Below are 13,525 nucleotides of genomic sequence, written 5' to 3' on the forward strand. Positions count from 1 at the left end.
GACCAAGCTGTTACCGATGAATCATTCGCGCATTATCATCGAAACGTATCAGTCGCAGCTTGGGCAGCTTGAGCTTTTGATGTGTTCAACCAGCCAACTGGGACAGGTAGAAGTTGAAAATGGAGTTTACACTACGGCAGGCCATAAAGTGCAGCTTAAAAGAGGGACTCCTGATTTTGCCTGGCTGCCGCTCGGAATGCAAGTTGAGTCGGCCGTTGCGTGGCTTTTTTACATCAGCAAATGCAATACCGTCATCGAGCAATTGTCGTTTGCCATAGCATTAGGAGAGCCAAATACGTCCGTGCAATGCGGAGGGGAGACAGGACAAAATCTGATTGCCATAGGATTGGAAAACGGCATTCGACAAATCCACATCGGCACCGAGGACGAAGAGGCAATGGCCGGTCGTGCAGAATGTGGCGACTGGATGCCCACGCGCTTTGCATCTCCGTTGTTGAAGTACGAGATGGAAATAACCACGATAACCCCGTGGGGAGTGTCTACCCAAATTCCCGCCATGGAAGATGGGGAACGGCTTTATTTTCACTACATCATGGCCGAAAATCCTTACATGCAATCGGCTGATTACCCCAGTGAAGCTGACGCCTCGACGTGGTTCGCGGTGGAGCAATCAAAAAACCAATTGGAGAAAAACTGGCGTGCGTAATCGTAAATTGCCGGTTCTAAACAGAATAGTCTATTTGACCTTATGCCCGATACCGACATCCAAAAACGAGCCCTGTTCCAGCAGGTCGCTGAAACACTAAAGCAGCAAGGCTTTACCATCGCCAAAGAAGACCCCACGCGCCCGTGGGGCGGCTTTTTCGTGATTGACGAAGACCAGGCCCAGCAATTTGCCGACACCTATTTCAACGGACTTTCGGTTGATAACCTGCGCATTTCGGGCAAGCTTAGCCCCAAGGTGTTGCTCGTGGCTCCGCAGCAGCGCCTGAGCTGGCAATACCACCACCGTCGCGCCGAAATCTGGCAGGTGGTGCAGGGCCCCGTGGGCGTGGCTACCAGCGACACCGACGAACAGGGCGAAGTGAAAAGCTACCAGGTGGGCGAGCGCATCGTGCTCAAACAAGGCGAGCGTCACCGCCTGGTGGGCCTTAAAGATTGGGGCGTGCTGGCCGAAATCTGGCAGCACACCGATTCCAATAGCCCATCCGACGAAGACGACATCGTGCGCGTGCAGGATGACTTCGGCCGCTAGGAGATTGCACTAAGAAGTAAAAAAGCCCGGCCATGCCGGGCTTTTTTCGTGAATTCGGGGCTGTAAGAAGCTATTCGGCTTCTTCGCTGGGTTTCACCTTTTTCATAGCTTCTGCCAGCGACTGCTGCAGCTTGGCACCGGAGTCGGCGGGGGCTTTTTCGCTGATGTTGTACTGCTTCTGCAGCCGCTCCCATTCTTCGATGGCGATGAACACGCCGGTGATTTTGCCTTTGTCGTCGGAGAGATATTTAACGTCCATGATGAGTAGGGGTTGAATGATTTCAGAACGTCATGCTGAGCTTGTCGAAGCATCTCTACCGCAATAGTAAATCAATTACGTGCGCGGTAGAGATGCTTCGACAAGCTCAGCATGACGTTCTGATGAAACAAAAAGAGTTTACCCGCCGGGATGGTAGGTTTTCTCGGCGTGAGCTTTCACGTCTTCGGGATAGAAACGCACTTCCTTGAAGCGGCCGTTGCAATATAAATCAGCCTGGTTGGTGAAGTGGGGAGTCCCGGGCCGGCTGCTTTGCCCACCCGTGACTACGGAACGCGCCGAGATGCGCGGGCCAAAGTCTACCACCGCCACGAAACTGTTGCCCACAGTGCCGTAGCGTTTTTTGGTGCCGGGATACACCTGCGCCTTGAAGGAAGCCAAAGAGCCCCACGAGGAGGATGTAAACGCCACTGGCACGCTGGGCTTCTGGTCGTCGTACGATTCCTCGATGCGGCCAGTAAGACGTTGAAAGCGGTTCACATCGCCCCAGGGCATTTTCCAGGTGCCGAAGTCGCGGGTCAGGTCCTCAATGGCTTCGGCGAGGGCCGCCGTTTTCTCCTGCGGGCTGGTGTTGGCCATGGCAAATTTGGTGAAGGCGATGTAGTCCAGCTGCGGCTGCGCACTGGGCATGCGCGACCGGGCTTTGGCCAGCACCCGTTCGCCCCAATAGATGGCCACGGTCTGGGCCACCGAGGTTTTGCTGTAGTTGCGGTTCCAGGCGCGTAGCACTTCTATGGCTTCGGCCAGGGCAGGAGCGGCAGCTTTTTCGGCAGAAGTGGGCTGGTAGGCCGTGAGCAGCGGTGGCAGCATGTCGTCGAAAGCCGTGAGGTGTGGGTCGTTGGCCGCCGCTATAAGCGTATCAAGCGTGAAAACGGCTTTATTGCTGAGCACACGCACCGCGTTCAGGCCGCGGTAGTTTTCGGCATCGGGCGCCATGTACTTAGGGTATTTGGCGGCTACCGGGCTGGCTGGACCCGATACCGTGTAAGGCGTAGAGTTGCAGTTTTGAATAAAGCCACTGGCGGGGTTGTGCACTTGCACCAGCTCGTTCACGGCGTGCAAGCCGTGCCACTCGGTTTTAGAGGTGCTGCCATCCACGGGCTGGTTCCAGTCAAAGGCGGGGTCACGCTTGGGCATGAAGTTGCCGTGCCAGTACGCAATACTGCCCTTGCTATCAGCAAAAACGGTGTTGTTGGTGGCGTTGCCGTTCAGCTTCATTACCTGCTGAAAACTGGCGTAATCAGCGGCTTTGGTGCGCAGGTACGACTGCTGCAGCGCGGCCAAGGGCTCGTTCATCATGCGCAATGCCACCCACTGTTTGTCCGCTTTCTGGCCCACAATGGGGCCGTGGTGCGTGCGATATATCGTAAATTCTTTACGCAGCAGCCGGTTCCCGTCCTTGTAGGGCAGCAGCACCTTCTCCACCTGCACGGGCCGCAGCTTGTCGTCGTATTTGTAGTAGAACTTGCCGTCCTTGGTCTCGACGGTTTCCAGGTACTCATCCATTGAGTCGGCACTGCTGGAGGTGTGCATCCAGCCACAGTTCTGGTTGAAGCCCTGGTATACAAAAAACTGGCCCCAGGTCACGGCCCCGTAGGCATTGAGGCCCTGTTGGCTCACCATCTGTACTTCCGAGCGGAAGTAAAACGAGGTGTGCGGGTTGATGAGCAGCAGGGCATGGCCGTTGGCGCTTTTGGCCGGGGCAATGGCAAACCCATTCGAACCAACTTCGTCCCGGTCTTTCTGCCCGGCGTCCGGTTTCGTCCAGGAGCTCGATTTTTTTGAGCTGTAAAACGCCTTTATCCGCTCCAACGAAACCACACTGATGTTGCCGCCAATGCTGCCTTCGCTGAACATAAGCGGCATCCAAGGCTGGAAGCGGCGCAGCAGGCGGGGCTTCACGGTGGGGTGAGTGGCGAGGTAGTAGTTGGTGCCGGCCGCGAACGCATCAAGCAGCAGCTTCATATCGGCCGGGCTCTTTTTGTAGATGCCGAGGGCCTGGGTGCTGTCCAGAAAAAGCCGGGCGCGCAGGTCGTGGTATAGCTGGGCCTCACCGTCTACTTCGGCCAGCCGGCCAATGGCATCGAGGTAATTGGTTTCGACGCGGTCAAAATCGTCCTCGCACTGCGAGTACAGCAGGCCGAAAACCGCGTCGGCATCGGTCTTGCCGTAGATGTGTGGCACGCCGTACGTGTCGCGCGTGATGCTTACCTGCTGGGCCTGCTGTTTCCAGCGGGCCAGCTCAGTGGGGCTGAATTTCTGGGCTTGGGCCAGTAGGCCGGTAAGAATCAACAGCAGGGAAAGAAGCAGACGCATGGGGCCGGGAATTGGTGGGGCGGTAGGCGCGAAAGTAAAAGAAAAGCCCCGGCCGGTGGGCCAGGGCTCTGTCATTAATCACAAGAACGTCATGTCGAGCGTAGCCGAGACATCTCGCGTGCAATAGCAACTTAATCGTTAGGCGAAGCGCGCGAGCTGCGTCGGCTGCGCTCGGCATGACGTTCAGTTACGCCGAGAACGACGAGCCGCAGCCGCAGGTGCTTTTGGCCTGCGGGTTGTTGAAAACGAAGCCACGGGCGTTGAGGCCGTCCTGGAAGTCGACTTCCATGCCCAGCACATACATGGCGTGCTTTTTATCCATGATGAGCTTCAGGCCGTCGAGGTCGTAGGTTTCGTCGGCATCCTTGGCCTTGTCGAAGCCCAGCAGGTAGCTCATGCCCGAGCAACCGCCGCCCTGCACGCCGATGCGCAGGCCGTAGTCGGCGGGCACGTTCTTTTCCTGGATGATGTTTTTTACCTCCACTACGGCGCGGTCGGTGAGGGTAATGGGGGCGAGGGTGGCAACAGCAGCCATAATGAAAAGTCGATTTAGAGAGGTGGATAGCAAAGATACAGCAGCGGCCGGCGTGTTGCACGCGACCGCACGCAGGGGAAACAGCGGTTGGGCCCCGGCGGTTCACGGCGTAGTTTTGCGGGCTATCTACGCAACCTGAACGTCATGCTGAGCGCAGTCGAAGCATCTCTACCACGTAAATAATTAATTTACTACTGCGGTAGAGATGCTTCGACTGCGCTCAGCATGACGCTCTGAAAATCAAAAAAATAATGGATTCGACTACTTATTTCTACGACCTGCTCAAGATTATTCTGCCCGCTATCATTGTGGCCGGGGCCATTTACTTCCTGTTCAAGGAGTTTCTGGAGAGGGAGCAGCAGCGTCGCCTCATCGAACTGCGCCTCGAAAGCAACAAGACCACGCTGCCGTTGCGCCTGCAGGCCTACGAGCGCATGGTGTTATTTCTGGAGCGCATTTCGCCTAACAATATCCTCGTGCGCCTCAGCAGCGCCGGCTCTACTGCCCCCGAATTCCATCGTCTGCTTCAGCAGGAAATCCGGGCCGAGTACGAGCACAACCTCGCGCAGCAACTCTACATCTCGGCCGATACCTGGACGGTGGTGAAGGAAGCCAAGGAAAACGTGCTGACCATGGTGAACCGCGCTTTCCACGGCATCCAGAACCCGGCGCAGGTGCGCGGTACCGAACTCGCCAAGCGCATTCTGGAAGGCCTGATGATGGACGGAGCCGAGCCTACCGCGCAGGCGCTGGCAGTGGTGAAGAACGAAGCCGCCGGGCTGTTTTAATCGCCTGTTATTGCGACGAGGAGGCCGGACGACGCATTCGAAGGTTAGCGAGGCTTATCCTTGTCAATACGAAAGCTTCAAGATGTGAAAAGCCCCGGCTCTGCGTAGAGTCGGGGCTTTCTGCATCGAGGGGGTAGATTACCGCCACTAAACTCCAGGGCCGCATTGCGCTGGGTTAATTGCAATGGCAAAAGACGCTTGTCCTGCTACACCGCTGCGCTCACCGCCTCAATGGCACGCTGGTAGCACTCCTCATACCGCGGCACAATATTTTCCACGGCAAATTCCTCGGCGCGGGCGCGGGCCGCGGCTTTAAAGCGCGGCAGGTTCTCATCATCGAGCACGTAGAGGGCATTTTTCACCATGTCGGGCACGTCGCCGATTTCGCTGAGCATACCGGTTACGCCGTGCACGTTCAGTTCGGGAATGCCGCCGGCGTTGGTGCTCACTACGGGCACTTCGCAGGCCATGGCTTCGAGGGCGGCGAGGCCGAAGCTCTCGTTTTCCGACGGCATCAGGAACAGGTCGCCCACGCTAAGCACTTCCTCCACGGCTTCGAGTTTGCCCAGGAAGCGCAGGTCGCGGTGCACATCGAGGTCGCGGGCCAGTTTCTCCATGCGGTTGCGGTCGGGGCCGTCGCCCACGAGCAGCAGCTTGGCTGGAATTTTCTCTCGCACACCCACAAAAATCTTTAGCACGTCTTCCACCCGCTTCACGGTGCGAAAGTTGCTGGTGTGGATGAGCAACTTCTCCCCCTCGGGCGCAATAGCCGCCCGGAAATGGCTTTTCTCCTGCTTCTTGAAGCGGTGCAGGTCGATAAAGTTGGGGATGACGGTGATGTCTTTCTCGACGGCGAAATACTGGTAGGTTTCGCGCCGCAAATCATCCGAAACGGAGGTGACGCCGTCGCTCTGGTTGATGCTGAACGTAACGACGGGTTCGAAGCTGGAGTCCTTGCCTACCAGCGTAATATCGGTGCCGTGCAGCGTTGTAACCACCGGAATCTGAATGCCGCGCGAGCGCAGAATCTGCTTGGCCATGTAAGCGGCCGAGGCGTGCGGTATGGCGTAGTGTACGTGCAATATGTCGAGCTTCTCGTTCTGCACAATGTCCACCATCTTGCTGGTAAGGGCCAGCTCGTAGGGTGGAAACTGGAACAACGGGTACGCCGGCACATACACCTCGTGGTAAAAGAGGTTCTCGTTAAAGAAGTCGAGCCGCACCGGCTGGCTGTAGGTGATAAAGTGCACGCGGTGGCCTCGCTGGGCCAGGGCCTTGCCCAACTCCGTGGCTACTACGCCAGAACCACCAAACGTGGGATAACAGACAATACCGATGTTCATAGGGAAATGCGTTTGCGCTTATGCCAACCGCGAAGCCGCAGGTTTGTTGCAACGACGGATGAGCCGGCCAAATGATGCAAGGCGCGTAGCTTTAGCTCCGCCATATCCACTACGTAAATCCGATGAAGATTCGCCGACTACCTGTGACCCTAATCGTGTTTTTAGTATTGGTGAGTTGTAGCGTGCGTGCCCAAGAAGGATGGTTCACACCTGCTGTAGCAGCAACTATGGGCATTGAAACTTGCGCTATATGTTCAGCACCTGAATTCAAAACCGTTGTAAATCATGTGGGTAATAGCGTCGTTCATGCAAAGAGAATCGCGGTTTTCGACACTATCGCCACTTATGTTCGCGGGCGAATAGTTGACAAACTGACGCACCAATCAATTAAAGGTGCGCACATAGCAACTCAATTTTGTTCGGCTTTTCGCACTGACATCGAAACCAAGACAGCAACCACTGACGAGAACGGGTTATTCACCCTGGGCTGGGTGGGACATAACGGCGCACAAGGGCAACAGTCGAATCGACTGATAGTAATCCAGGCTCCCGGCTATGAAAACATTAATACAACTGCGGTAGCGTTTGGTGCGTCAGCCTACCTGCACATCGAACTAGCCCCGCTACCTAGGAAGCATTAGCTAATCCTTCGCCTTCCCCGCCGCCAGCGCCTTATAAATCACCTCATGTATCCGGGTGCGAATATTATACTGGCGCAGCTTGTTGTTGCCGGCATCGGGGTACACGCGGTTGGAGAGGAAGACGTAAAGGATGCCGTTTTCCGGGTCCATCCACACGCAGGTGCCCGTGAAACCGGTGTGGCCGAAGGTGCTGGCGGGCGAGAGGCTGCTGGTGGGGCCGTGCCCTTCGCCCTGCTCGGGGCTGCCGTGGTCCCAGCCCAGGCCGCGGCGGCTAGCGGCCGATTGCGGGCGCGCAAACTCCGTAACTACGGGCGAAGCAAAGAACTGCGAGCCGCCGTACTTGCCGTTTTGCAGGTTCATCTGCATCAGCACCGCTAGGTCGTTGGCAGTGGCGAAAAGGCCGGCGTGGCCGCCTACGCCGCCCACAAGCGCGGCGGTTTGGTCGTGCACCGTGCCTTGCAGCTGCTCGCGGCGGTAGTACGTGTCGTTTTCGGTGGGCGCAATGCAGCTTTTGGGAAAGCGCTGCAAGGGGTTATAAGTCATGCTGCCCAGCCCCAGCGGACGGTAAAAGTTTTCCTGCAAATAGCCTTCGAGCGGCTGCTGCAAAATCTTCTCGCACACCCGCTTCATCACCATAAAGCTGAGGTCGGAATATTCGGTGGGGTACTTGCCTTTGATTTTGGGCAACAGGCTCGAGCGCATCGTCCAGGCCCACACCGAATCGTCGGCGGCTTTGGTGCTGTACTCGCCGGGTGCTACTTCGTTGGGAAAGTCGTCGGAGCGGGTGCTGGCGTAAAACGTGGGCTTTAGGCGGCCGTCGCGCATGGTGCGCTCCCAGGTCGGAATGCCTGGCTTGAGGCCGGCCTGGTGCAGCAGCACGTCCCGTATGGTCATGTCGCGCTTGTTGGTGCGGGCCAACTCCGGCAGGTAAGTCGCTACTTTCTCATCGAGCACCAGCTTGCCCTGGTCTTTCAATGCCATTACGGCCTGCAGAGTGCCGGCCACTTTCGTGACCGAAGCCAGGTCGTAAAGCGTGCTGCTTGTCACGGGCTGGGTCTGGTCATAGGTGCAGTAGCCGTAGGCCTGGTCGAACACCACGGTGCCGTTTTTGGCCACCAGCACTTGGCAGCCGGGAGCGGCGGCGTAGGTCTGGCTTTCGAGGGCGATGTTGTCAATCAGGGCCAGCACGCGCGAGTCGAGACCCTGGCTTTCGGGGGTGGCGTAGCGGAGGCGGCGCAAGTCGAGGGTGGCAATGCCAGTGTTCACGCGCATGGTGGGCGACACCGTAACGGGCAGCTTGCCCCGGGCCGGCAGCGCGCCAAATAATACCTGCGGCACCACCAGCTGGGCCGCGTAATGGTCTTCGTAAGCACAAACCAGCGTACGGGCGCTTTCCAGAAACTTCAGCGAGTAGGCGTTGCCCATGGCCACCACCACGGTTTTTAGCTTCGGGTTGGCCTGCAGCTGCTTGATGAATTTCAGGGCCCCGTCGCCCATACCGTAGTTATGGCTGGGCGTGTTGTTCATATTGTGCAGGCTCACTACCACCACGTTGTAATCGCCGAGGCGGTTGGCAATGCGGGCAAACGTCGAATCGGGCGCGTAGCGGTCGGGCACGGCATACACCGGGCCCGGCTGATACTTATTGAAAATGGTGGCATACGGCCCCTCGGCCTGCGTGCCAATGGTAATGGCCGCAATGCGCAGCGTATCGAGCCGTTGGAAGGGGAGCAGGTTGTCCTGGTTCTTGGCCACCGTCACGGCGTGCTCAAAAATCTGTTGGGCCAACACCTTCGATTTCGGCTGGTTCAGGCTGTCGCGCAGGGTGCGCATGTTCACGGGCTGGTAGTGGTTGAGGCCCGCCCAGTACTTAGCCCGCAGAATTTTCTTTACGCGAAAGTCCAGGTCTTCTTGCGTCAGCTTACCGGCCGCCACGGCCTCGTGAATGCGCAGCAGCGCCGAGGGCACGTCTTCGGAAAACAGCAGCACGTCGTTGCCAGCCGCCAATGCCAACGCATCCAGTTCACCGTCTTTGTACAGCTTGCTCACGCTCTTCATGTTGAGCGCATCAGTGAACACTAGGCCCTTGAAGCCCATCTTGTCCTTCAGCAGGTCCGTTACCAGCGCGTGCGAGAGGGTGGTGGTTTTGGCGTCTGTCGTATCGAACAGCGGCATGTAGAGGTGGGCCACAATCACGCCCATCACACCCGCTTCGAACGACTGCTGGAAAGGCACCAAATCCACTTCGGTCAGGCGGGCCAGGTCAGTGTTGATAACCGGCAGCGACACGTGCGAGTCGGTATCTGTATCGCCGTGCCCGGGGAAGTGCTTGGCTACGGCCAGCACTTGGTTGTCCTGCAAACCCTTGATGTACTGCAGCCCCAAGGCCGCCACGCGGTTCTGGTTTTCGCCAAACGAGCGGTTGCCGATGACCGGGTTGCCGGGGTTGGAGTTCACATCGAGCACCGGAGCGAAGTCGACGTGCACGCCCAGGTTGCGCATTTTTCGGGCAATGTCGCGGCCCATCTGGTACACGTATTTGGGGTCGTCCATCGCGCCCAGCGTCATCTGCTTGGCGAAGTGGGCCGACGAGTCGAGGCGCATGTCGAGGCCCCATTCGGCATCCATGGCCACGAGCAGGGGCACTTTGGCGGCGGCCTGCAGGCGGTTGGCCATAATGGCCTGCCGGCGCGGGCCGCCCTGCATAAACATTACCCCGCCAACATTATAGTTGCGCACCAGCCGCTCGAGGCGCTCCACGTGGCTGCGGTCTTTGTTGGAGTACGCGGCCACCATGAAGAACTGGCCGATGCGCTGGTCGGGCGTGAGCGAGTTGAAAACGCTGTCGACCCAGGCCATCTCCGTCGGGGTGTTGGGCAGCGGGTCCGCGGGCATTTTTTTTACGTCGGCAAACGACAGCAGCAGGCCCGCCATCAGGACCAAAGCGGCCATGCTGAGCTGGAAGGAGATGCGCATCAGCCCCGTAGGGTTGGTGGGTTGAGTCAAGGGGCAAACGGGCCGCGGGGGCCGTACTTTTGTCGTGAGGTACTGCGGAACCCACTAGCTGGGTTTAGAGGTTCCGAAGCGGACGGCAGCCGGCGGTATTTGGTGGTCGGGAAACGGGAGAAACAACAACCTCCCCCGCGACTGACTCCCTGATACTGACGGCCATTCCAGCCGCGAAGGTACGCAAAAAACCGCCTTGCGGGTTGACAACGCATCGGTTATTTGCTTATTGTTCCTCGTGTTCCAGCCTGTTTACGTGCTGGTTACCTGTTTAATTCCTGACGTGCGGGCCCGGCTGGCGCGTTCTTCATTCCTCGGCGTAAGCTGAAGCACACGCTCCTTTCTATGCCTGATATCATTCACCTGCTTCCTGAATACCTCGCTAACCAGATTGCGGCCGGCGAAGTAGTGCAGCGCCCCGCCTCGGTGGTGAAGGAGCTGTTGGAAAATGCCGTCGATGCCCAAGCGACTCAGGTGCAACTCATTGTGAAAGAGGCCGGCAAGCAGTTGGTGCAGGTCGTCGACAACGGGGCCGGCATGTCGCCCACCGACGCCCGCATGAGCCTGGAACGCCACGCCACCAGCAAAATTCGCAGCACCGAAGACTTATTTCGGATTCGAACGCTCGGCTTCCGGGGCGAGGCCCTGGCCAGCATTGCGGCAGTAGCGCAGGTTGAAATCCGCACCAAGCAGCGCGAGCACGACACCGGCACGCTGTTGCTCGTGGAAGGCTCCCAAATCACCAGCCAGCAGCCCACGGCCTGCCCCGATGGCACCAGCATCGCCGTCAAAAACCTGTTCTTCAACGTGCCCGCCCGGCGCAACTTTCTCAAGAGCAATGCCGTGGAAATGCGGCACATTCTTGATGAGTTTCAGCACGTGGCGCTGGCGAATCCGCAGATTGCCTTCTCGTTGTACCAGAACGATTTGGAGGTGTTCAGCCTGCCGGCCGGTCGGCTCAGCCAGCGCATTGTGGCGCTGCTGGGCAACGGCTACAAAGAACAGCTGGCGGCCTGCGAGGAGGTAACGCACTCGATTTCGGTGCGCGGCTTTGTGGGTAAGCCGGAGTCGAGCAAGAAAAGCCGGGGCGACCAGTTTTTCTTCGTCAACAACCGCTTCATTCGCTCGGCTTACCTCAACCACGCCGTGCTGGCGGCCTATGAGGGGCTGCTGGCCCGCGATACGCACCCGTTCTATGTGCTGTTCCTGGAGCTCGACCCCAAGGCCATCGACATCAACGTGCACCCCACCAAAACGGAAATCAAGTTCGAAGACGAGAAAACCGTGTACGCCGTGGTGCGCGCCGCCGTGAAGCAGAGCCTGGGCCTGCACAACATTGCGCCCTCGCTCGACTTCGACGGCGATGTGAACTTTGCGCCCATTCGCCCGCTGCGCGCCGGCCGCGCCGCCGATACCGACGAGCACCTGCCCGCGCCCACGCCCGCCGCCCGTGCTGCCGCCTACGAGGACCCAACTCCCAGCCGCAGCCTTGGCAGCAATAGCAGCGGAAGCACCAGCTTTAGCAACTTCAACTCCGAAACCCGACGCGACGGCTTCGAACGCCAGCTGCCACCGCGCCCCACCGAGCAGGCCCGCCGCGAGCTCGAAGCCTTCTACCGCGAGCTGGGCCAGCCCGTACGTGAGAATGCTGGCATCGACCCCGTCACGGCCCGCAGCTTCGAAGCCGCCGCGCCTGCCACTCCGCCGGTTCCAGACCTGGGTTCTGGTGAAACCAGCCTGCCTGATTTTTCCCTGGGCCTGACAATACCCGAGCCTGCCGCCCGGCCCGCTGCCACCCGCGAAACCGGCAGCGGCAGCCGCGCCGTGCAGGTGCAGCAGCGCTTCGTGCTGGTGCCGGTAAAGTCGGGTGTGCTGCTGATTGACCAGGAGGCGGCCCGCGAGCGTATTCTTTACGAGCAGTACCAGCAGGAGCTGGAGCGCGCCGTGGGCACCTCCCAAACGCTGCTTTTTCCGCGCACGGTCACGTTTTCGCCGGCCGATTTTGCCGTGCTGCGCGAACTCACCGAGCCGCTGCACGCGCTGGGCTTCATCTTCAACGAATTCGGACCCAGCACTATTGCCGTGGAGGCCATTCCGGCGGGTATGCCGGCGCAGGATGAAAAAGAGCTGCTTGAAAGCCTGATTGAACAGTTCCGCACCAGCGCCGGGCCGCTCAAGCTCGACCAGCGCGAGGGGCTGGCGCGGGCCCTGGCCCGCCGCGTAGCCGCCAACACCGCGGCCGCCCGCCTGCCCGAATCAGAGCTGAGTGCGTTGGCCGACCGCCTTTTTGCTTGCCAGACGCCCGGCTACACCCCCGATGGGCGCAAAACCCTGGTCCTGCTCGATGGCCAGCAACTGGCCGACTTTTTCCGTAAATAGCCCACTCGGTGTAGAGACGCATATTTGCGTCTCATCGCCCGCGCCAGTGAACGAGGATTTCGGAGACATTTGAGTTGCGCTGTTTTGTTCAACGACGAGACTTTGTTCAATGACGAGACGCAAATATGCGTCTCTACACTTTCCGTACTATGGGCGCCGCTAGCTTTGCGCCCACCACTTTTAATTGTTCGCCCTTCATACAAGGCCGTTTTCTCCGAAGCATGTTCAATCTCACACCCACCGTCCGCAACCTGCTTATTGCGAACATAATTTTCTTCATTGCTCAAAAAAGCCTATTGCAACTTCTCACGCAGGTAGGCAGCTTGTACCCCATTGGCTCGCCTTACTTTTTTCCGTGGCAGTTTTTTACCTACATGTTTCTGCATGCCGATTGGATGCACCTTATTTCAAATATGTTCGGCCTGATTTCCTTTGGACCGCTACTGGAGCAACGCTGGGGCGCCACGCGCTTTCTTACCTTCTGGCTGATTTGCGGGGTGGGCGCAGGACTACTATATGAGGGGGTGCGTGGCTACGAATTGCACCGCATGGAAGTCGCGCGGCAGGAGTTTCATCAGTCGCCTACGGGCGGTGAGTTCGCCAATTTTTACCGTTCCTACTTCCCCGACACCAATGGCTACGAAACCCTAGCTGGTGCGCTGGAGCGCAATCCCCAGAACCGTGAACTCATTGATGCGGCCACCCAGGCCGTGGATGGAGCCGTCATTGAAACCCTCAACTCGCGCTTTGGTGGCATGTTGGGTGCATCCGGCGCGCTGTTTGGCCTGCTGTTCGCCTTCGCCTACCTGTTTCCCAATACGGAGCTGATGCTTTTGTTCTTTCCGTTTCCCATCAAGGCCAAGTATTTTGTGTTCCTCTACGCCTTGTATGAGCTCTACAATGGGGTGCACCGCACTCCTGGCGACAACGTGGCGCACTTTGCCCACCTCGGCGGCTTGGTTATTGGCTTCTTCGTAGTCAAATATTGGGAAGGCCGCCGCGAACGGTTTTACTAGGTGTTGGT

General features: G+C 58.4%; 11 protein-coding genes. 6 read left to right on the plus strand and 5 right to left on the minus strand.

The annotated features are described in order from the left end of the window. Positions 1 to 16 precede the first annotated feature (16 nt). Together ABD837_RS06200 and ABD837_RS06205 are read left to right on the plus strand one after the other, a co-directional pair. Complete coding sequence (locus ABD837_RS06200) at positions 17 to 667, plus strand: hypothetical protein (RefSeq protein WP_345051658.1); 651 nt, start codon at positions 17 to 19, stop codon at positions 665 to 667. A 42-nt stretch (positions 668 to 709) separates the two neighbouring features. Then, positions 710 to 1,216 (plus strand): cupin domain-containing protein, encoded by a 507-nt coding sequence (locus ABD837_RS06205; protein WP_345051661.1) that lies wholly within the window; start codon positions 710 to 712, stop codon positions 1,214 to 1,216. Positions 1,217 to 1,286: 70 nt separating this feature from the next. Here the strand turns inward: ABD837_RS06205 and ABD837_RS06210 are convergent, their stop codons facing one another. From ABD837_RS06210 to ABD837_RS06220, 3 genes are all read right to left on the minus strand, one after another. Further along, positions 1,287 to 1,475, minus strand: coding sequence for a hypothetical protein (locus ABD837_RS06210; protein WP_342300892.1), 189 nt, complete (start codon positions 1,473 to 1,475; stop codon positions 1,287 to 1,289). Positions 1,476 to 1,613: 138 nt separating this feature from the next. After that, on the minus strand, positions 1,614 to 3,809 hold the full coding sequence (locus tag ABD837_RS06215) for a penicillin acylase family protein (RefSeq protein WP_345051664.1): 2,196 nt from the start codon (positions 3,807 to 3,809) through the stop codon (positions 1,614 to 1,616). A gap of 187 nt (positions 3,810 to 3,996) precedes the next feature. Further along, positions 3,997 to 4,344, minus strand: a complete 348-nt coding sequence (locus ABD837_RS06220) for a HesB/IscA family protein (RefSeq protein WP_168675019.1) — start codon at positions 4,342 to 4,344, stop codon at positions 3,997 to 3,999. A gap of 251 nt (positions 4,345 to 4,595) precedes the next feature. Here ABD837_RS06220 and ABD837_RS06225 point away from each other — a divergent pair, with 251 nt between their 5' ends. Continuing rightward, positions 4,596 to 5,132 carry a DUF7935 family protein gene (locus ABD837_RS06225; protein WP_345051668.1) on the plus strand — a complete coding sequence of 179 codons (537 nt, stop codon included), beginning with the start codon at positions 4,596 to 4,598 and terminating at the stop codon, positions 5,130 to 5,132. Between the two features lie 206 nt (positions 5,133 to 5,338). On the opposite strand, the gene bshA is transcribed toward ABD837_RS06225, so the two are convergent. After that, a complete protein-coding gene (gene bshA / locus ABD837_RS06230) occupies positions 5,339 to 6,475 on the minus strand; it encodes an N-acetyl-alpha-D-glucosaminyl L-malate synthase BshA (RefSeq protein ID WP_345051671.1) in 1,137 nt (378 codons plus the stop codon). A 122-nt stretch (positions 6,476 to 6,597) separates the two neighbouring features. Between bshA and ABD837_RS06235 the strand changes: the two genes are divergently transcribed. Further along, positions 6,598 to 7,116, plus strand: a complete 519-nt coding sequence (locus tag ABD837_RS06235; RefSeq protein WP_345051673.1) for a hypothetical protein — start codon at positions 6,598 to 6,600, stop codon at positions 7,114 to 7,116. Here the strand turns inward: ABD837_RS06235 and ABD837_RS06240 are convergent, their stop codons facing one another. After that, positions 7,117 to 10,122, minus strand: a complete 3,006-nt coding sequence (locus tag ABD837_RS06240; RefSeq protein WP_345051675.1) for a serine hydrolase domain-containing protein — start codon at positions 10,120 to 10,122, stop codon at positions 7,117 to 7,119. It lies immediately after the preceding gene. 345 nt (positions 10,123 to 10,467) lie between these two features. On the opposite strand from ABD837_RS06240, the gene mutL reads away from it, so the two are divergent. Continuing rightward, positions 10,468 to 12,501, plus strand: coding sequence for a DNA mismatch repair endonuclease MutL (gene mutL, locus ABD837_RS06245; protein WP_345051678.1), 2,034 nt, complete (start codon positions 10,468 to 10,470; stop codon positions 12,499 to 12,501). Between the two features lie 221 nt (positions 12,502 to 12,722). Next, complete coding sequence (locus ABD837_RS06250) at positions 12,723 to 13,517, plus strand: rhomboid family intramembrane serine protease (protein ID WP_345051680.1); 795 nt, start codon at positions 12,723 to 12,725, stop codon at positions 13,515 to 13,517. Positions 13,518 to 13,525 lie beyond the last annotated feature (8 nt).

Origin of the sequence: Hymenobacter glaciei, assembly GCF_039539585.1 — a bacterium.
Taxonomy (GTDB): Bacteria; Bacteroidota; Bacteroidia; order Cytophagales; family Hymenobacteraceae; genus Hymenobacter; species Hymenobacter glaciei.